The 20,110-nt window shown below is 57.0% G+C and carries 19 protein-coding genes; all 19 read right to left on the bottom strand.

Annotated features, from left to right (window positions below):
* Window positions 1-40: 40 nt before the first annotated feature.
* The 19 genes from ACN0WX_RS12625 to purT all read right to left on the bottom strand — a co-directional run bounded on the left by ACN0WX_RS12625 (window position 41) and on the right by purT (window position 20,085).
* On the bottom strand, window positions 41-922 hold the full coding sequence (locus ACN0WX_RS12625) for a cell division protein FtsQ/DivIB (protein ID WP_417622684.1): 882 nt from the start codon (window positions 920-922) through the stop codon (window positions 41-43).
* Window positions 919-1,839: a D-alanine--D-alanine ligase gene (locus ACN0WX_RS12620; RefSeq protein ID WP_417622683.1), complete on the bottom strand. Its 921-nt coding sequence runs from the start codon at window positions 1,837-1,839 to the stop codon at window positions 919-921. Before ACN0WX_RS12620 ends, ACN0WX_RS12625 begins: the two co-directional genes overlap by 4 nt.
* Window positions 1,836-2,732, bottom strand: a complete 897-nt coding sequence (gene murB / locus ACN0WX_RS12615) for a UDP-N-acetylmuramate dehydrogenase (protein ID WP_417622682.1) — start codon at window positions 2,730-2,732, stop codon at window positions 1,836-1,838. The genes ACN0WX_RS12620 and murB overlap by 4 nt, the downstream gene beginning before the upstream one ends.
* Window positions 2,729-4,135 carry a UDP-N-acetylmuramate--L-alanine ligase gene (gene murC / locus ACN0WX_RS12610; protein ID WP_417622681.1) on the bottom strand — a complete coding sequence of 469 codons (1,407 nt, stop codon included), beginning with the start codon at window positions 4,133-4,135 and terminating at the stop codon, window positions 2,729-2,731. Before murC ends, murB begins: the two co-directional genes overlap by 4 nt.
* Entirely contained in the window at window positions 4,132-5,316 is a 1,185-nt protein-coding gene (murG, locus tag ACN0WX_RS12605) for an undecaprenyldiphospho-muramoylpentapeptide beta-N-acetylglucosaminyltransferase (protein ID WP_417622680.1), read from the bottom strand. Before murG ends, murC begins: the two co-directional genes overlap by 4 nt.
* Window positions 5,313-6,572, bottom strand: a complete 1,260-nt coding sequence (locus ACN0WX_RS12600) for an FtsW/RodA/SpoVE family cell cycle protein (RefSeq protein WP_417622679.1) — start codon at window positions 6,570-6,572, stop codon at window positions 5,313-5,315. Before ACN0WX_RS12600 ends, murG begins: the two co-directional genes overlap by 4 nt.
* Window positions 6,569-7,903 (bottom strand): UDP-N-acetylmuramoyl-L-alanine--D-glutamate ligase, encoded by a 1,335-nt coding sequence (gene murD / locus ACN0WX_RS12595; protein WP_417622678.1) that lies wholly within the window; start codon window positions 7,901-7,903, stop codon window positions 6,569-6,571. Before murD ends, ACN0WX_RS12600 begins: the two co-directional genes overlap by 4 nt.
* Window positions 7,900-8,970: a phospho-N-acetylmuramoyl-pentapeptide-transferase gene (gene mraY, locus ACN0WX_RS12590; protein WP_417622677.1), complete on the bottom strand. Its 1,071-nt coding sequence runs from the start codon at window positions 8,968-8,970 to the stop codon at window positions 7,900-7,902. Before mraY ends, murD begins: the two co-directional genes overlap by 4 nt.
* Complete coding sequence (locus ACN0WX_RS12585; protein ID WP_417622676.1) at window positions 8,970-10,367, bottom strand: UDP-N-acetylmuramoyl-tripeptide--D-alanyl-D-alanine ligase; 1,398 nt, start codon at window positions 10,365-10,367, stop codon at window positions 8,970-8,972. The genes mraY and ACN0WX_RS12585 overlap by 1 nt, the downstream gene beginning before the upstream one ends.
* The gene (locus ACN0WX_RS12580; protein WP_417622728.1) at window positions 10,364-11,806 is read right to left on the bottom strand and encodes a UDP-N-acetylmuramoyl-L-alanyl-D-glutamate--2,6-diaminopimelate ligase; all 1,443 of its coding nucleotides are present in this window, start codon (window positions 11,804-11,806) and stop codon (window positions 10,364-10,366) included. The genes ACN0WX_RS12585 and ACN0WX_RS12580 overlap by 4 nt, the downstream gene beginning before the upstream one ends.
* On the bottom strand, window positions 11,793-13,511 hold the full coding sequence (locus ACN0WX_RS12575) for a peptidoglycan D,D-transpeptidase FtsI family protein (RefSeq protein WP_417622675.1): 1,719 nt from the start codon (window positions 13,509-13,511) through the stop codon (window positions 11,793-11,795). Before ACN0WX_RS12575 ends, ACN0WX_RS12580 begins: the two co-directional genes overlap by 14 nt.
* Complete coding sequence (locus tag ACN0WX_RS12570) at window positions 13,508-14,110, bottom strand: hypothetical protein (protein WP_417622674.1); 603 nt, start codon at window positions 14,108-14,110, stop codon at window positions 13,508-13,510. The genes ACN0WX_RS12575 and ACN0WX_RS12570 overlap by 4 nt, the downstream gene beginning before the upstream one ends.
* Window positions 14,107-15,057, bottom strand: coding sequence for a 16S rRNA (cytosine(1402)-N(4))-methyltransferase RsmH (rsmH, locus tag ACN0WX_RS12565; protein ID WP_417622673.1), 951 nt, complete (start codon window positions 15,055-15,057; stop codon window positions 14,107-14,109). Before rsmH ends, ACN0WX_RS12570 begins: the two co-directional genes overlap by 4 nt.
* The gene (locus ACN0WX_RS12560; RefSeq protein WP_417622672.1) at window positions 15,054-15,557 is read right to left on the bottom strand and encodes a division/cell wall cluster transcriptional repressor MraZ; all 504 of its coding nucleotides are present in this window, start codon (window positions 15,555-15,557) and stop codon (window positions 15,054-15,056) included. The genes rsmH and ACN0WX_RS12560 overlap by 4 nt, the downstream gene beginning before the upstream one ends.
* Window positions 15,558-15,827: 270 nt before the next feature.
* Window positions 15,828-16,583, bottom strand: a complete 756-nt coding sequence (locus tag ACN0WX_RS12555) for a Gldg family protein (protein ID WP_417622727.1) — start codon at window positions 16,581-16,583, stop codon at window positions 15,828-15,830.
* Between the two features lie 36 nt (window positions 16,584-16,619).
* The gene (locus ACN0WX_RS12550; RefSeq protein WP_417622671.1) at window positions 16,620-16,994 is read right to left on the bottom strand and encodes a hypothetical protein; all 375 of its coding nucleotides are present in this window, start codon (window positions 16,992-16,994) and stop codon (window positions 16,620-16,622) included.
* Entirely contained in the window at window positions 16,984-17,979 is a 996-nt protein-coding gene (locus ACN0WX_RS12545) for a cysteine synthase A (RefSeq protein WP_417622670.1), read from the bottom strand. Before ACN0WX_RS12545 ends, ACN0WX_RS12550 begins: the two co-directional genes overlap by 11 nt.
* A gap of 79 nt (window positions 17,980-18,058) precedes the next feature.
* Window positions 18,059-18,757, bottom strand: coding sequence for a glutathione S-transferase family protein (locus ACN0WX_RS12540; RefSeq protein ID WP_417622669.1), 699 nt, complete (start codon window positions 18,755-18,757; stop codon window positions 18,059-18,061).
* Window positions 18,758-18,894: 137 nt separating this feature from the next.
* Entirely contained in the window at window positions 18,895-20,085 is a 1,191-nt protein-coding gene (gene purT, locus ACN0WX_RS12535; RefSeq protein WP_417622668.1) for a formate-dependent phosphoribosylglycinamide formyltransferase, read from the bottom strand.
* Between the last annotated feature and the right edge of the window lie 25 nt (window positions 20,086-20,110).

The raw sequence follows: 20,110 nt of genomic DNA, 5'->3' as shown, positions 1-20,110 counted from the left end.
TTTCTAATCCTTCACCTCGATCAACAAGATCACAAAACCATCAAATTTCCGGATCGGCCGGTTCCGATTTCGGCGGCATCCGCAAATAGGCCCGTTCCGCATCACGCAGGTCAAAATGAACCACACCGCGTCCAAGCAAACGGTTGACACCATCCATCCGTGCAAAATTCAGCAAGGCCGCAGAAGCGGTTTCCTCCCCTTCGGGCAGAGCCAGCGTCTCGCCGCTGTCAAATTCGAGATTCCAGCGACGGTTACCGATCCAGGTCGCACCCGTGACCATCGGACGGAGCGCGGGCGCAACATCGAGCAATGCATCCAGTTTTGTGAACTGCATATTGGCCTTCTTGCCGACGATCACCGGCAGATTCGGAATTTCTTCCCTGGCAATTGCTTCCAGCGGGTAACCAGTCTTGTCAATCAGCGACAATTGTCCCTTATTCTGCCAGACAGCAACAGGCACACGTTCGATAATATCCACGACCAGCGTGTCCGGCAGACGGCGGGATATTCGCGCATCCTTGATCCAACCATTGGCGAGCAGGTCCTTGCGCACCTCGTCAATGTCCACGAGCAACATTGAGCGGTCTTTCTGCGCCAGGGTAATTTCGTAGACTTTTAGCTCGTCAATGCGATTGACGCCGCTGACTTCGACCCGCTTCACTTCAAATCCGGCATTGCCGACGGCCTCGGCAAGCTCGATCTTGATCCGTTCGTTGATGCCCGAATAATGGGCGACGCTGTAAGCGCCGAGAATGAACACCGCAACCAGCCCCACAGTAAGGCCTTTTTGGACTTGTGCTTCTGTAACCGGCATCGCGCGCAGGATTTTGTCGAAAATTGACACATGTTTGACCGTGCGTTTAGCCTGTTTGCGCGGCCTGCCTCGGGCATTGCGATTGGTGCGTTTCTGGGTTGCTGTCATAGCGCTTCTCTCACAATCAATTCGACCAGTTGTTCATAGCTGATCCCCACTTGCTTGGCCTGTTCGGGGACCAGGCTGAGCGGGGTCATGCCGGGCTGGGTGTTGGTTTCGAGGACAAACAGGCCGGCTGCGCCCTGCTCGTCATCCCAGCGGAAATCGGTCCGCGACGTGCCTTTGCATCCGAGAATCTGATGGGCGCGCAAGGCGTAGTCGAGACACAGTTTTTCAATATTTTCGGGAATATCCGCGGGGCAAACATGCTCGGTCAGGCCTTCAGTATATTTGGCCTGATAGTCATAGAAGCCTTCCGCCGTCCTGAGTTCGGTCACACACAAGGCCTTGCCACCCACAACCGCGGTGGTCAGCTCGCGCCCCTTGATGAACGGTTCGGCCAGCAGTTCTTCGAATTCCTGCCACGGCCCGACAACGTCACGGCCGATCGGATTGCCGTAATCGCTGTCATCAGTGACAATCGCCACACCGACAGACGATCCTTCGTTGACCGGCTTCAGGACATAGGGGCGCGGCAGCGGATCGGCAGCATATAAATCTTCGCTGCGCACCATCTTGCCCTCGGGCATCGGAATGCCAGCCGGTACCAGCTGCTGCTTGGTCAGCTGCTTGTCGATTGCGATCACCGACGTCGCAAGCCCGCTGTGGGTGTAGGGAATTTGCATGATATCGAGCATACCCTGCACGCTGCCATCCTCGCCCGGCACGCCGTGCAGCGCGTTGAACACCACATCGGGCCGGATGCTGTCAAGCACCAGCGCGACATTGCGGTCCATGTCGACGCGGCTCACCTTATGGCCGTTTTTCTCCAGCGCGTCGGCCACGCCATTGCCGCTGCTGAGCGACACTTCACGCTCGGCGGACCAGCCACCCATCAATACTGCCACGTGCAGTTTGTCAGTCATATTTCGTTTCCCACCCGCTGGATTTCCCAATGCAGTTCGACGCCCGAATGCGCCTTCACCCGCCTGCGCACTTCTTCACCCAGCGCCTCGATATCCGCCGAAGTTGCACCACCCAGATTGAGCAGGAAATTGCAGTGTTTTTCGGACACCTGCGCCTGCCCCATCTGCAGGCCGCGACATCCGGCTTCGTCGACCAGCTGCCAGGCTTTTTTGCCATCGGGATTTTTGAAAGTGGAGCCGCCCGTCTTCGACCGCAATGGTTGTGAAGCCTCACGCTCGTCGGCAATGCGTTTCATCTCCGCGCCGATGATTTCCGGATCGCCTTTTTCCCCGCGCATGGTTGCGCCGACCACGATTGATCCTTCGGGCAAAGCAGAATGGCGGTAGCTATATCCCATGTCAGAGAGCGGGATCGTGATCAGGTCACCATTGCGCAAAACGACGTCGGCGCTCACCAATATATCGCAGACTTCCCGTCCATAGGCGCCGGCGTTCATGCGCACCGCGCCACCAATGGTGCCAGGAATGCCGCGCAGAAATTCCATTCCGGCAATGCCATGATCGCGGGCCTTGCTGGCAGCGGAAATTCCCGGCGCGCCAGCGCCGCAGCTAAGCGTCATGCCGTCGACCTCGATCCCGGCAAATGCCTTGCCCAACCTGATCACCACACCCTGGATGCCCCCGTCGCGGATGATCAGATTGGACCCTAGCCCCAGTGGCCAGACCGGCAGTTCCGGATCAATGTCCCGCAGGAAATTCTGCAGATCTTCAATATCTTTCGGCTCGAACAGCCACTGCGCGGACCCGCCGCTTTTGAACCAGACGAGCGGTGCCAGAGCGGCATCGCTCGTCAATTTCCCGCGCGTGGCCGGCAGGGTCGCAACGGCGCTCATTTTCGCGCCTCTGCAATATCATCCGCAAGTCCGGCCGCCCATTTTGTGATATCGCCAGCGCCGAGACAGATGACCATGTCCTGCGGTTGCGCAATGCCGGCCAGCCGCTTGGCCAGAGCCTTCCGATCGGCAACCGTTTCCGCAAGCCGATGGCCGCGGGTTTTCAGTCCGGCGACGAGGGCCTCACTATCAACACCTTCGATCGGGTCTTCACCGGCCACATAGACCGGCGTTACCAGTACCATATCAGCATCATTAAACGCGCCCTGGAAATCTGCCATATGGTCGCGCAACCGGGTAAAGCGGTGCGGCTGGACCACAGCGATCACGCGACCCTTGCAGCCTTCGCGCGCTGCCGAGAGCACCGCCTGGATTTCCACAGGATGATGACCGTAATCGTCAATAATCGTAATACCATCAACCTCTCCGACCTTGGTGAAGCGCCGCTTGACGCCACCGAAATGATCGAAACCCTTGACGATCTGGGCGTCGGTCATGCCCATTTCGAGGCCAACCGCGACGGCAGCAATCGCATTCTGGACATTGTGCCGACCCGGCATCGGCAAAGTGATATTTTCAATGGTTCGCGTCTCGCCATCGCGGTCGCGGACAACCACATCGAACCGATTTCCACCCGGTATCGGTGTAACATTGATTCCCTTCACATCAGCCTGTGCGGAAAAACCATAGGTAATGATCCGGCGATCACGGATGCGCGTCAGAACCGCCTGCACTTCGGGATGGTCAATGCACAGAATGGCGGCGCCGTAGAAGGGGACGTTTTCGATAAATTCGACAAAGCTGTCCTTGATCTTGTCAAAACTGCCATAATGATCCAGATGCTCGGCATCGATATTGGTTACGACAGCGATTGTGCCGTCGAGCCGCAGGAAACTGCCGTCGCTTTCGTCGGCCTCGATCACCATCCACTCGCCCGTGCCAAGCCGGGCATTGGAGCCATATTGGTTTATGATTCCGCCGTTGATCACAGTCGGATCAATGCCGCCTGCGTCGAGCATCGCTGCCACCATGGATGTGGTGGTCGTCTTGCCATGCGTCCCGGCAATCGCGATGGTCGATTTGAGCCGCATCAGCTCAGCGAGCATTTCCGCTCGGCGGACCAATGGTATCCGGTTGGCGAGCGCCGCTTCCACTTCGGGATTCCCCCGCTTGACTGCAGTGGAGGTCACGACAACCGCCGTGCCTTCCACATTCTCCGGGGCGTGACCGATTTTCACGTCAATGCCTCTGCCACGCAGGCCTTCGACCACATAGCTTTCGGCAATATCGCTGCCCTGCACCTGATAGCCCAGATTGTGCATGACTTCGGCGATGCCGGACATACCAATGCCGCCAATCCCAACGAAATGAATTTTCCCGATATCGGTTCCGACGCCTCTCACTGCGCGCTGTCCTTTGCCAGCGCTTCCTTGTGAGAGGAGACGATCTGCTGCTTTTCTTTCATGACCTTCATCGTCTTGCCCAGTGGCGATGTGCCGAAGCTTTCCACCAGATCAGCAAGGTCATTTACCGCCTCGGGCCGGCCGCATTTTGCAGCAAAGCGCGCTGCATTTTCCAGCGCGCCGGGCTGCAACGCCATTTTCTGCATCTGCTTGGCAAGCTCCTTTGCGGTGAATCTTGATTGCGGGATCGAACGCGCGCCGCCGGAAGCAACCATTTCCTTGACGTTATAGGTCTGGTGATCATCCATCGCGCTTGGCAGGGGAATTAAAATAGCGGGTCGGCCTGCGGTAGTCAGTTCTGCAATAGTCGAAGCGCCTGCCCTGCCAATCACAAGATGGGCCCACCCAAGACGCTGCGGCAAGTCCGGCAGATAGGTCGCCAGTTCTGCCGGAATATCATGCTCCGCATATTTTTCCCGAACGCGTTCAATATCATCTTCGCGGCATTGCTGGGTGATTTGCAGACGGCGACGCAAATGCATCGGCAGCATCGCCATCGCATCCGGCACGACGTCGGACAGGATCGACGCACCCTGACTGCCACCAGTGACCAGCACGCGAAAAATGCCATCTTCGGATAAAGATGGATAGGGTTCTTCGCGCAGCGCGACTACGTCCTCGCGCACCGGGTTGCCCACCAGATGGACTTTGTTCTGATATTTCGGCTTGATCCGCAGAACATCGGGATAGGCCGTAGCAATCGCATTGACGGTCCGGGCGGCGAGCCGGTTCACTCGGCCCAGCACGGCGTTCTGTTCGTGTACGATGGTGGGGATATGCTTGCTGTTCGCCGCGAGCAATGCCGGATAGGCTGGATAACCACCAAAGCCGACAATTGCTGAAGGCTGGAACGTGTCGTAAAGCTGCATCGCCATCCGACGCCCTCTAAGAATGGCTCGGGTTCCGCCCAGCCAGCTGCGCGGGTCCTTTGTGACCCGGCCAGCGGGCAGAACATGGACCTGCCCCTCTTCGACCATGCCCGGTATTTTTTCGCCGCGTTCATCGGTAATCAGCGCTACACGATGGCCGCGCAAAACCAGTTCCCTTGCCAGCGCATAGGCGGGAATCATATGTCCGCCAGTGCCGCCCGCCGCGAGCACATAATGTTTCGAAAAACTCATACCGCTATCCGTCCTTGCTCGGGCCAGGCCGAGACATATTGTGAACGGTCAAGATACGGGTTTCGGCGGGTAAATGCGAGCAAAAGTCCGATTCCGATACATAGCGCCAATATCGATGACCCACCGTAGCTGACAAATGGCAAAGTCATACCCTTTGAAGGGAAAAGCTGTAGATTTACCGCCATGTTGATTAATGCCTGCCCACCAAATTGGGCGGTCAGGCCGGTGACCGCAAGGATGATAAAATTATCCTCTTCATCAAGAAGACGAAGAAATACGCGAACGACAATTGCGAGATAGACGAGCGCTATGGCCATGCAGGCGAGCAAACCGAATTCTTCGCCGATGACCGAAAAAATATAATCTGTATGCGCCTCGGGTAGCTTGAATTTGGCGGTGCCCAGCCCGGGCCCGGTCCCGAGCAATCCGCCACCGGTCAAAGCTTTGTGCGCCAGCATCACCTGGTCAAATTCATCTCCGCCGAACAGCCATGTATTGATCCGCTGGGTCGCGACGGGGTATAGAAAATAGGCAGCGACCAGGCCAGCCACCCCGGTAATGCCGACCGTTGTGATCAAACGGGCCGACAAACCGGAAACGGTCATGACCGCGAACCAGATACCACAAAAAACAATCGTCTGTCCCAGATTGGGCTGACTCAGAAGAAGGACCGCGATAATCCCGGTCAGCACAACCGAAAGCGAAATCACCGGCAAGCCCGGATCCTTGACTCTTAGTGATAGCAACCAGGCCAGCGTCACCGCATATAGCGGCTTGAGAAACTCGCCAGGCTGGATAGTGGCAAAGCCATAGCCGATCCAGCGCTGTGCGCCGTTGACGGATTTTCCCAAAACCGGAACAAGAAAAAGCAGCACAAGAGCCCCGACCGCGGCAAGAATCGCAAAGCGCCGGGCCTGCTCCTTTGGCAGCATCGACACCACGAGCATCAGCGGAATACCCACCACCACCCAGCCGAGCTGGCGATAAAAATAATATAGGGGCTCGATCGTTACCGAATTGGTACTTTGTTTCAGCGCCGTAACAGGAGATGCGGCGGCGATCGCGATCAAACCAATTGCGACCAAGGTCAAAATCAGTCCGAGCAAAACACGGTCGAGCTCCCAAAACCAGATCGCTAGCGGAGAACGATCACTGCGTCCCAGTCGCGACTGCAACTGGAAGCGTTTCTTTCTGAGGCCCTCGGCAATTTCCGGAAGTGGAAATGCGGTTGGAGAGCTCTGTTCTGACCCACTCATTGACTCGTCTCCCGTGACGTGGTGCCGATCAACTTATTCTCAATCACTGAATTGACTGCACAGCGAAAACACTCACCACGCGCTTCAAAATCCCGGAACTGGTCAAATGACGCGCAGGCGGGAGACAGCAAAACCACTTCGCCCGGCTTGGCATTCGCCGCCGCCCTTTGCACCGCCGTCAGCATCATTTCACAGGATTCCACCGGCATATGATCAGCCAGCAATTTGCCGAACATCTGACCGGCTTCACCAATCGTATAGGCACCGACCACATTCTGGTAAAAAGGTTCGCACTCGGCCAAATTGTCACTTTTCGGCAAGCCGCCCAAGATCCAGTGGATTTTGCCATAGGCTCCAAGCGCAGGACCAGTCGAGGCCGGGTTGGTCGCCTTGCTGTCATTGACGAACAGGACACCCTCAGCTTCAGCAATACGCTCCATCCGGTGGGCAAGACCGGCAAAAGACTCCAGCGCCGGACGCCACTGGTCTTCAGTCAAACCCAGAGCCTCTACCGTGGCGATGGCGGCGATTGCATTTTGCAGATTATGAGGGCCCTGCAGCGACGGCCAATCCGCCTGCCCGGCGATCTGTTTCGCACTGACATCAATAATATTCTGCACCCGCCCCAAATCCCGCAACCCGTCAAGCGCCATGCGCGATTTTTCATCCTTGCTGGCGAATATTGCGGTGTGATCCGAACCCAACATATCGAACAGACGCGCTTTTGACGCTGCATAGCCATCATAGCCGTCGTAGCGATCAAGATGGTCAGGGCTGATATTCAGCAAGAGCGCCACATCGCAGTCGAGGCTATTGGTCAAGTCAATCTGATAGCTCGACAGTTCCAGTACGTATATGCCACCCTCCGGCAAAGCGTCCTGCGAGAGGATCGGCACTCCGATATTTCCGCCCATTATTGTCGGAATTCCGGCATTTGCCAAAATATGATGGATCAGCGCAGTGGTCGTAGACTTGCCGTTGGTGCCGGTTATTCCGACAACCCGGTGCGGAGGCAGCGAAGCCCGGGCCTGAGCGAACAGCTCAATATCTCCGATGATCGGCACGCCGTCCGCCTTTGCCTTTATCGCAATCGGGTGGCCGTTAAGAGGTACGCCCGGTGAAACAACAATCGCGTCATAGCCAGTCAGGTCGGTATCCAGAGGATCGGCAATAACCGCCTTGTCAGCGACGCTTTCGCGCAATTCTTCGCGACTGTCCCAGGCAAGCAATTCTGCCCCACTGGCATACAGGCTTTCCAGCACTGCCATGCCGGAACGAGCGAGGCCGAGTATGGCATAACGTTTTCCGGCAAAGGCGGGGGAAGTGATCATCTGAGCTTCAACGTCGCCAATCCAGCAAGCGCAAGCACCAGACTGATGATCCAGAAGCGGATCACGATGGTGGACTCGGACCAGCCAAGCTGTTCAAAATGGTGATGGATAGGAGCCATGCGGAACACCCGGCGGCCGGTACGTTTGAAGAAAAATACCTGCACAATGACCGATACCGCTTCCAGGACAAACAGCCCGCCGACGATTCCGAGCACTATTTCATGATTGATTGAAACTGCAATCGCCCCCAGCGCCCCGCCAAGGGCCAGGCTGCCCGTATCGCCCATGAAAACCGCCGCAGGCGGGGCATTGAACCACAGGAAAGCAAGGCAGGCACCAATCACACAGGCGCAGAAAATCGCCAGTTCGCCTGCACCGCGGACAAAGGGAATCCCCAGATATTCCGAGAAAACAGCATTGCCGGACAGATAGACGAGAATCAGGAATGTGGCGCTGGCGATCACCACCGGCATGGTGGCAAGCCCATCCAGACCATCGGTCAGATTAACCGCATTACCCGCTCCAACGATGACGAACATGGCAAAGGGAAAGTAGAAATAACCAAGCTCAATATGCACATCGTTGAAAAAAGGAACATACAGGCTGGTTCCGGTCTGCTGCACGATCAACCATGTTGCGAAGCCTGCAACCGCAAATTCCAGCAACAGCCGGACCCGCCCGGGAACGCCTTTGTGGCTGGCTTTGCGGACCTTGTCAAAATCGTCCATGAAGCCGATCGCCCCAAAACCAAGGGTGACAAAAATACAGGCCCAAACGAACATGTTGGTGAGGTCCATCCAAAGGAGCAGCGAGGTAACCACCGAAATCAGGATCATCAGGCCACCCATGGTGGGTGTGCCGGCTTTTTTAAGATGCGTGATCGGTCCATCTTCGCGGATCGGCTGTCCCTTGCCCTGGCGCATGCGCAACATGTTAATGAATCGGGGACCGATCAACAGGCCAATGAACAGGGACGTAAATACGGCGGCTCCCGAGCGAAAACTCAGGTAGCGAAAGACATTCAGAATGCCCTCAAACTCAAGCCATTGGGCCAGCAAATAAAACATTAATACTCCCCGCTCACCAGCGCGGAAACCGCAGTGGAAAGCCCCAGATAATTTGACCCTTTGATCAGCAAAATATCTCCGTCGCTGATCATTTTTGCGACCTCGGTCAGCGCGTCCGAAGCGCTCGCGACATGTGATATTTTCACGCCTTGATCAAGGCCCTGTCCGAGTTTCGCGACAGTATGTGCCATATCTTCGCCGACCAAGATAACCGCTTCGGCACCGCTGAGCAAAATGTCATCGGCCAGCGCAGCGTGAAAGTGGGGGGATTGTTCTCCCAACTCTCCCATAGCGCCCAAAATCGCGATTTTCCGGCCAGTGCATTTCTCGTCGGCAAAATGCTGCAGCGTGGCCTTCATCGACGCGGGATTGGCGTTGTAACTTTCGTCGATAATGACCGCTTTACCGCCCGATTTGAGCGATATGAGATGACGTCTGCCGCGACCATCAATGCCACTCATTTCGGCCAGTGAGAGGCCGGCACTGGCCAAATCGCCGCCCACGGCACGCACCGCGGCCAAAATCGCGAGAGAATTGGAAACCCAGTGCCGTCCGGCCTCTGCTATCGTGAAGCAAAGGCTGCGATCGCCCAGTTTCGCGGTGACCAGCGAGCCGCCATGTGGCGCGCCAACAATATCAACGGCACGGACATCGGCACCCTTTTCAAATCCAAAGGATATGACATGGTCAGCATGCCGTTCTGCCTTTTTCCTTAACCGCTGAAAATGCGCGCTGTCATGCGGGATAATTGCCGTGCCGCCAGGCATCAGGCCTTCAAATATCTCTGCCTTGGCATCGGCAATACCTTTCTCGCCCGTGGGGAAATTACCGATATGAGCTGGCGCGATAGCGGTGATGATCGCGGCATGCGGTCTGACCAGACGAGTCAGCGCCGAGAGTTCGTGCGCATGGTTCATGCCCATTTCGAAAATGCCGAACTTGCTGTTTTGCGGCATACGGCACAGGCTGAGTGGGACACCCACATGATTATTGTAGCTTTTGACCGACCGGTGCGCCTCACCGAAGGAGCAACGCTTTAATGCAGCATATAGCGCCTCTTTTGTACCGGTTTTGCCAACCGACCCCGTCACGCCGATGATCTTGGCATCGGTACGGGACCGCGATGCTTTCGCCAGCTCATCCAACGCCACGGTCGTATCGGTCACCAGTACATGAGGACCGTCGACAGGCTGACTAACAATCGCTCCAGTCGCGCCCGATGCAAAGGCCTGCTCCACATGGAGATGACCATCGCTATGCTCGCCCTTCAGAGCAACAAACAGGTCGCCCGGGCCAATTTCGCGCGAGTCAAAGGCGACGCCATTCACCGTAAAATCAATATTTGCCGTCCCTGCAGTCGCCTTCGCTATCGCGTCTGATGTCCACAATATTGTCACAGCACTTGCGCTCCGGCACATTCTCGCGCCACTTCTACATCGTCAAACGGAATGGTTCGATCGCCGATAATCTGCCCCTGTTCATGGCCTTTTCCGGCAAGCAGAACAATGTCTTCTGCGTCAGCCATTGCAAGCGCCTTCGCAATTGCTACCCGCCGGTCGGACATGTCTTCTGCTCCTCCAGCTCCTGCGAGGATTTCAGCACGGATAGAAGCGGGATCTTCGCTCCTCGGATTGTCGTCTGTGACAATGACATGGTCGGACATTTCGGTGGCTATCCTGCCCATTTCAGGCCGCTTGCCCCGGTCTCGGTCGCCGCCGGCACCAAATACCGTGATCAACCGGCCGTTCACATGAGGCCGCAACGCTTCGATCGCAGCGCGCAGAGCGTCCGGCGTATGCGCATAGTCAACATAGACAGGGGCACCTGCGCGAGTGATGACCGCGCGCTCCATCCGGCCACGCACCGGCTGCACCCGCTGCATATGATCAAATATACTGCCCAGCCGGCCACCGGTCGCCAGCACAATCGCCGCCGCACACAGAATATTTGCGGCCTGATAGGCACCGATTAGCGGTAGCGAAATGCGATGGGTATTACCTTGCGCCTTGACCATCAGAACCTGACCCAAATGGGTCGGCGTTTGCGACACCAGTCGCAGCGTCGATCCCTTTTCTCCGACCGTCAGCAGCTTGAGTCCACGATCAGTCGCACGCTTGATTGCCATGTCCGACCAGGGATCATCATCGGCCCAGATGACGGCAGTGCCATCAGAAGCGACGACTTCGTCGAACAACCGCATCTTGGCTTCGAAATAGCTTTCCATATCGCCATGATAGTCAAGATGGTCACGGCTCAGGTTGGTAAAGGCGGCGACCTGAACCGGCAGACCTTCGGTACGATATTGTGACAATCCATGGCTCGACGCTTCAAAAATCGCGTGACTGACTCCTTCCCGTGCAAGGCCGGACATGTTGGACAGGAAGGTTACAATATCGGGCGTGGTCAAACCTGTCTTGACCTGATCATCGGCGGTTGTGACGCCGAGCGTCCCAATCGATGCGCTGTTATGACCATCCATCCGCCATAACTGACGGGTGAGCTCAGCGGTCGATGTCTTGCCATTCGTGCCGGTGACAGCGGCAACGTAGGTCGGTGTCGGTGTAAAATAGCGCGCTGCCATCTGGGCAAACAGGCGCCGTGGTTCTTCATCGACGACATGCACGACACCTTTGACCTCGGCCTCCGGACGCGCGACCACAGCAATTGCACCGGCTTCGATGGCTGCCTCGATAAAATCTTCACCGTTAAATTTCTCGCCCCGAAAAGCGCCGAAAATATTGCCCTGGGCAATCTTGCGGTGGTCAATGGCAAAGCCGGTAACGGCCTGTTGACCGGCCTCCCGGTTCACACCTGGGACCAAATTATTCAGCAGCATGGCTTTGCTCATCGGATGTATCTTTTGGTTTCCAGAGCAGCGGCGTCAGTTCAGACACGTCAACATCGCGATGTTCATCGGGAATAACGCCAAGCATGGGCCCCACACGCTGCACGACCTTTCGTACAATAGGCGCAGTAGTCCACCCGGCCGTTCGCTGAAAGGATGTTTCCGCCGTTCCCTTCGGTTCATCAAGCATGGTAATGACAACATAGCGCGGGTTATCCATCGGAAAGGCCGCAGCAAAGGTCGAAACCAGCGATGTTTTATTATAGCCGCCCGCTGCCGGTTTTTCTGCCGACCCGGTTTTGCCGCCAATCCGAAATCCCGGTGCATCGGCCTTGCGACCGGTGCCGTCCGAGACAATCATCCGCAACAATTGCCGCATTCGGGCGCTGGTTGCAGCCTTGAATACTCGGCGCCCCTTGGCTTCCTCGCCCGGCTTCACCTTCAACAACGTCGCAGGCCGCCAGATTCCACCATTAACCAGCGCGGCATAGGCACTGGCGAGATGGAGCGGCGTGACTGCGATGCCGTGGCCATAAGCCACCGTCATATTAGTAACCCGTCCCCAGCTTGGTGGCCATATAGGGTGGCCTTTTTCGGCCAGTTCAATATGCGGACGTTCATCAAAGCCCAGCCGGCGGAACATATTTTCCATGGCTTCCTTGCCAAGATTATCGGCAATTCGAGCGGTGACGATATTGGAACTGTGCACCAGCGTCTCGGGTACATTCAGGTAGCGGCCCTGGCTATGATCGTCCTTGATTGTAAAACCAGCAACCTTGATCGGTTCCATTGCGTTGTATCGCACGGCAAGGTCGGTAACGGTACCGGCATCAAGGGCGGCGGCAATGGTCAGCGGCTTAAACGTCGAACCCAGTTCAAACACGCTCTGGGTTACTTCATTATTCTGATGCTTCATCGACGCGCGGCGGATTTTGTTCGGGTCGAACACAGGCAGCGATGCCAGCGCCATCACTTCGCCGGTCTCGACATCCAATATGATACCCGCAGCACCGCGCGCCTCGGTAATGTTCATCGCATCCTGCAGCTCGCTTTCCAACGCAGCCTGCACCCGGCTGTCGACCGACAACACCGCAGGAGAGCCGCGCAGATTCTTATCAGTAAGACGCCCGTTGAGCGCCCGCTCCATGCCCATCACGCCCTTCCCATCAGCATCGACATATCCAAGTACATGCGCAGCCAGATTACGCTGGGGATAGAGACGTTCATTCTCGCGCGGAAACTCGATTCCGATTTCACCCAGCGCATGAACCTGCTTGACCTGCTCGGGCAGTGCGCGACGACGAAGATAGGTGGGACGGGGACTGTTAAGCTTCTCAAGGAATTTTGCCGCGCTCGTGTCGGGAAAAATCAACGCAAGCTGTCGCGCCAAAGCCTCTTTGTCGCTCAACAACCGGGCCGGGACCACACGAATAGCATAGCCCCGCATCGTCCGTGCCAGGGCCACGCCGTTACGATCGACAATATCCCCGCGCGGCGGAATGAAGGCACTGCTTGACGCCCGATAGGGTGTTGCATCTTCCAGAATCGTGAGGCTGGCCAGTCGCCCGACAATAATCGTGAATGCTGCAAGAAATACCAGTAACAATATCATCAGGCGGAAATGCGCGCTTGCCGTAATTTCCTTGGCTCTTCCTGAAAATTGCACCTTCTTGCTGTTGGCGAGAAGCGTCGTCATTCGGTCATGCCGGCGATTTGTTCGGCAATCGCTTTCCGACCAAGATCACGGACGAGACCGTCATCGAGCAGCTTGTCTTCGATATGCGCCACTCTGGTTGTGCGATTCTGTGCGATAGTCGGGCCTTTTTCCAGATTGGAGGCCATTGCCATGGGGACTAATTTTTGATCGCGACCAATCGCACTGCCATCGGGATTTCTATCCTGGGCTTTGGCCGTACCGAAAACCGAGCCGATAATTCCCGCCGGCTTGATTCCCTCCATTGAACTTATCACCGCAACTTGTACCGGCTTGCGCAAATCCTTGCCACCAAGATTTGCGAGCGCTCTCTCGCCATCCAGATATTGTGAAGCCCGCGGCGAAGCATAACCAAATTCCAGCTTGTTCCACTCTTCCAGCTGACGCAGGTTGGCGCGCGCGCTGAATTCTGTTTCCAGATAGCGGATTTCCTTTTTGACCTCGACAATCTTGTTATCTGTCCGCGCAAGATCGCCGCGCAGAGTAGCGACACTGAGCGATAACGGATAAAGCAAAATCGCCACCAGAAAAACCAGGGCAATCCATCCCATTCCTTCGAGACGCTTTACGGCGAGTTTCATTGCTCTCTCCCACTGGCAGCGGGTGCATCTGTGCGCACCGCCGATCTAAGGGTGGCGGAGCGGGCTCGGGGATTAAGAGCCTGCTCCGCCCCGGCCGGACGCACCGCTTTGGCTGGTTTATGAAAGGTGGGTGCCGGCCGTGTTTGATTATTAACTTGAGGGAGATGACGAGATCCGGCGGACTTCTGCCCGCTGCGGTCCCGCAGGAAATTCTTGACGATACGATCTTCCAGACTGTGGAATGTCACCACCGCCAGACGGCCACCGGGCTGCAACAGTTTTTCCGCTGCAACCAGGCCATCTTCGAGTTCGCCCAGCTCGCGATTGATATGAATGCGTATCGCCTGGAAGGTCCGGGTCGCCGGGTCCTTTTTGTCACCCGCACGAAAGCCGAGCGCTTTTCTGACCACTTGCGCCAGCTCGGATGTCCGGGTCAGTGGCCGCGCTGCGACAATTGCCTTGGCGATCCGCCGCGACCGGCGTTCTTCACCATAGCGATAGATGACATCGGCAATCGCTTCTTCATCCGCTTCGTTGAGAAAATCAGCAGCGCTCTCGCCATCACGAGCCATCCGCATATCGAGAGGACCGTCTTTCTGAAATGAAAATCCGCGGTCGGCCTGATCCAGCTGCATCGATGACACGCCGATGTCGAGCGTGACGCCGTCAACATCTTCTTCCACCAGAATATCCGCCATTTCGGAATAACGAGCGTGGTGCAACTTCAGCTTGCCATCGGACTGCTCAACCAATGCCTGTCCACTCGCGATTGCATCGGGATCCTGATCAAAGGCATGCACCGTCGCACCCGCATCCAGCATTGCGGTGCTGTAGCCGCCGGCACCAAATGTACCATCGACATGCGTTTCACCGGGGGTAATGGCAAGCGCATCGATCACTTCATCGAGCAGGACGGGAACATGGGGGGCGGTTGCGGCAGAGATCATTTCTGCTTCCCTCCGCCTTTCTGGCCCGCTTCTTTCAGATGATGCTCCACCAGACGCCGGTCGACCGGAACATCATCTGTCGTGTCGAGCAATGTTTGGGGATTCCAGAGACAAAAGGTTGTACCGATACCGTGAAACAGGACGTTGCCGTCGAGCTGGCCAATCTCCCTCAACTGCGGAGGAAGAATGAAACGGCCGCTGGCGTCGAAGCTGAGATCCTGCAGCGAAGAGAATCTCCGGGCGCCAGCAGCATCCTTGTCAAACGAGTCCCCCCGCGCAATCGCCGCTTCCCACTGTTTTTCAATTTCGGCGAGCATGTCGGCTTTGCGGCTGAGACCGAAACCGACCAGGCAATCCCATTTTTCATGCGTGCCCAGACAAAGCGTCCGACCATCGCTGCTCTCGACCAGGTTTTTGCGCAGGAAAGCTGGCACCGACAGACGGCCTTTGTCGTCTATCGCTGATAATGCAGATCCTGAATATGCATAAGCACCTGACACAGCCGCAATCCCTCAATCGAAGCGGAGCAATAGTCTTCCCGCTTCGAAAGCGCGCTTTTCAGCGCCCTCCCGAAAATAGAATCCCGGACAGGAAGAATACCCCGATAACAAATCAGGGTTATCAGGGGACAGCCGGGGATGAAAGGGGATTTTACGGGATTTTATGGGTATTAATATATAAATCGTTGAAATATATCGATTTTAATTTAGAGACTCCTTTCTCCCCCGCCAAAACTTTCAGACCTAATGTCCGAAAATGTAAAAACACCGTCATTCCTTGCTGGCTTCGGAGTTGAAATGGTTGCGCACAAGCGAGTCGACAAACCGGCTGGCGGCGCTTTTATGCGGAGCAAGCCGACTATCTTCAGGCCAGGAGCGCGCATTCAGGAAATCTGCATCTGCCACGAGAGACGCCCTCCCCTTGTTGATCAAACATCGGGCAATAGCACCAGCCATGCTCAGTTCGCAGCGCACGTCGGAACTCTTCGTCGCCTCCGCCCGTTCAAAGGCGCCAACGCCGCGAGTGACGACGGAATAATCTTCAAACTGCAGTTCGACGTCTCCTGCGCCGGCTCCGCCTCGGGCGACCAGTTCCAACCCCCAGTGATCTAGCAACGGCGACAATAAACCGGTGGTCAGCGGCCTCCGTGGATCACCCAGAGGCAATGACGATGGCCAGACCAGTTCCGGATCCGTAAAAATGATGACATAGCCGCCCGCGCGGACCCAGGCGTCGAGGTCTGTCAGATCGGCAGGGTCCATCGCGCGCGGCTGCGCGAGAATGACAATATCCGGATCATCCTGTGCAAGATTTTCCAGACTGTCGACCGCCGATATCTCATATCGACCTTGCCAATATCGATAGATGGGAGCGGGCTCCGAACGGCCAGACAAGATGGAATCCATCGATGCACCCTCACCCCAGACCAGCGGCAGGCTGGTCATCAATTGGATGCGGGGCCTGGTTTGTCTGGGTTCGGGCGGCGAGTCAGCGGGACTACATTGTGCAAGAGCCGCGAGTGCCAACAAGGCCGATGGAGCGGTCCGCCAGAAACCCGGCAACTATCGTCGCTCCCGATCCATTGGCGCATCCAGATTCGGGTCAGGCTTCAGGTCGGGAACGGTCTGACCGGGGAGATTTGCTGACGGCTTTTGGACTTCTGCCTGCCCCGCTCCCGATGCCGGTGCCGGGGTAATCCCCAATTCGGCCAGCGGCTCGGCGGGTTTTTCTTCGCTGCCAGCAGCGATCGGAGGCACGCCACCCTTTGCTTCGCCCTGCATTTCCTCGATCACGGTCTGCTCGTGACTGGCCCGCTGGATGACAAAATTGGCGATACTGACCAGCAAAAGCACCGCGGCCAGACCAACCACCCCCACCTGGATACGCTGCATCGTATCCTGACGACCCCGATCCTGTTGCCCCAGCTTATCCATCATTATCCAGCCACGGGAAGACCGGCAGCCCTTTTTCTTTCAGCCAGGCGGCGTTGTAGAGCGAGGAGAGATAGCGAAAACCGGTGTCACACAGGATCGTCGCAATCTGGCTTCCCGGCCCCAGTTCTTTGCCCAGTGCGATGGCACCCGCTACATTGATGCCCGATGACAGGCCGAGACACAGACCTTCTTCCATTAGCAGCCGTTCAACCCAGGCCAGACCTTCCTCATCGGAGATGCGATATTGCCGGTCGACCGGTGCATCTTCGAGATTGCCGGTAATCCGGCCCTGGCCGATACCTTCAGCAACGCTATTGCCTTCGGATTTGAGTTCTCCATGTGCATAAAATTCATATAGGGCCGCACCATGCGGGTCGGACAGAGCGATCGTCACATTCTCGTCTTTCGCCTTGAGCCCCATGCCGACGCCAGCGAGCGTCCCGCCGGTGCCGACGGCGCAGGTGAAACCGTCAATCTTGCCATCCATCTGGTCCCAGATTTCTTCCGCCGTGGTCTCGATATGGGCGCGGCGGTTGGCGACATTGTCAAACTGGTTGGCCCAGACGGCGCCTTCGGTTTCTTCCGCAATCCGGCGCGATTGATGGACAAAATGGCACTGACTGGAATAAGGCGCAGCTGGCACCGTGATCAACTCTGCACCAAGTGCGCGCAACGTATCCATTTTCTCCCGGCTCTGGGTTTCCGGCATTACAATAGTCGATTTATAGCCCTTGGCATTGGCGACCAGCGCGATACCGATGCCGGTATTGCCCGCAGTCCCCTCAACAATTCGTCCACCGGGCTTCAGCAGGCCGCGCTCTTCGGCATCCTGAATGATGAACAGAGCGGCCCGGTCTTTCACCGAAGCGCCGGGATTGGCAAATTCGCACTTGCCATAGATATCGCAACCGGCGACTTCGCTCGGGCCCGCAAGGCGGACGAGCGGGGTGTTGCCGATCAGGGCGAGGCTATTTGGTGTGATGATCATGACTGTTTAATAGTCGCTGGCAGCGGGCGCGGCAAGAAGGGATGAATTTCCTGCCGCATAGCCAAGCTTTCCCGTCTGTTCAGGAAAGATCAAATTTCTCGGGGACGATCTTGGACAGTATTTTGGCGCAGCCTGCATTGTTGCGCTGGAAGCAGTCATGCGCTCTCATCGCTTCATAATGGGCGACCAAGGCTGGCCACCGTGATGCATCGGGCAGGCCCGCGAGCATATCGGTCTGGGCGATCTGGCTGGCAACCGCGATGTCGGCAATCGTGAGCGTGTCGCCAACAAAATAGGATCCGCCATCAAGATATTGCTCGAGATAATCCCACAGCGGTGGCAACTTCTCGCTCCAGGTTTTGCGCGCCGTCTCTAGATCGGGCGCCTGGCGCTGGAACAGGTTGAAGACAATCGGCCGGAACAGCCCCATGCCGCCAGCCATCGCCATGCCGGTGTCGGCATATTCCTCCAGCCAAAGCGCCCGTCCATGGTCAAATGCATCGGCGGGATAGACGGCCGGTTCCGGCTGCCGCTTTTCCAGATAGCCGCAAATCGCAGAGCTGTCGGTGATCGTCCCGGCGGGGCCGTCCTCGGCAATCTCCCTGTCACGCAGCGAAGGAATGCGGCCAAGCGGGCTGATTTCCTTATACCAGTCCGGCATGCCCATGACATTGATGTCTTCGCAATCATAGTCGAGCCCCTTGAGCGCCATCACCGCCTCCACCTTGCGCTGGAAAGGGGATAAAGGTGAGCCGTAGAGGATATAAGGGGCGGCCATAAGGATGTTTCTCCGGTTGTTTGGGAGCGTCATGCCGGAATGACGAAAGATTGAAAACCCTTCTCCCTCAAGGGTGAAGAACTTTATCGCACGAAGCCGTGAAGCCGCGAGGGATTGGTAAAATCCTTCAGGCCAGATCACCCATATTCAATTCCAACCGCATCTGCTGCCTGCTTCGCCAACGCCCGCGCCGCATCTGTATCCGCTCCCGTCGCCAGCGCCACAGCCATACGCCGGTATGGTCTCGTCACCGGCTTGCCGAAAATCCGCACATCCGTTTCCGCGCCTTCGCTGCCCAATGCCAGAGCATCTCCGACGCCGGTAAATTCAAACTGCTCGCTGTCGCGATCCGCCAATATCACCGCGCTGGCGCTGGCCGGTGCGGTCAGCGCGATATGCGGGATGGGCAGCCCCATGATCGCGCGGGCGTGCAGGTCAAATTCGCTCAGATTTTGACCGATCAGGGTCACCATGCCGGTATCATGCGGACGCGGACTTAGTTCAGAGAAGATCACTTCGCCTTGTTTAATGACGAAAAACTCGACCCCGAACAGGCCCCAGCCCTTGCCCTTACCGCCGAGATTTTCGACCACCTTGCAGGCCATGTCCTGAGCTGTGGCGAGCGCCGCATCGGTCATTGCCGCCGGTTGCCAGCTTTCCTGATAGTCGCCCCGTTCTTGCCTATGGCCGATCGGCGGGCAGAACAGCACACCGTCGCGGGTGCGGACCGTCAGCAGAGTGATCTCATAATCGAAATCGATGAACTGCTCAACAATCACCCGCGCGCGGTCGCCGCGCATATTGGCGACGGCATAGGTCCACGCCTCTTCCAGCTGGTCGGCGCTGTCGACCTTGCTCTGCCCCTTGCCCGAAGAGGACATAACCGGCTTGATCACCAGCGGCAGGCCGATATCCTCCGCCGCGCTGGCGACTTCAGCAAAGCTTTCGGCATAATGATAGCGCGAGGTCGTCAGGCCGAGTTCCTTTGCAGCGACATCGCGGATCGCGTCGCGGTTCATGGTCAGCTGGGTCGCGCGGGCGGACGGCACGATATGGAAGCCCTCAGCCTCCAGCTCGGCGAGTATCTCGGTACGGATCGCCTCGACCTCGGGGACAATCAAGTCTGGCTGATGCTTCTCGACGGTGGCGCGCAATTGCTCGCCGTCGAGCATCGAGAAAATTTCACGGTCATCCGCAACCTGCATGGCAGGCGCATCATCATAAGCGTCGCAGGCGATGACATAGGCCCCGAGCCGCTTGGCAGAAATGGTAAATTCACGGCCCAGTTCGCCGGAACCAAGGAGGAGAATTTTTTTGGTGTAGGTCATGATGATCAGCCATAGCCAAACAAGA

This window comes from Parasphingorhabdus sp. (genome assembly GCF_048269915.1).
Lineage (GTDB): Bacteria > Pseudomonadota > Alphaproteobacteria > Sphingomonadales > Sphingomonadaceae > Parasphingorhabdus.
This window is presented reverse-complemented; position numbering and strand designations above follow the sequence as displayed.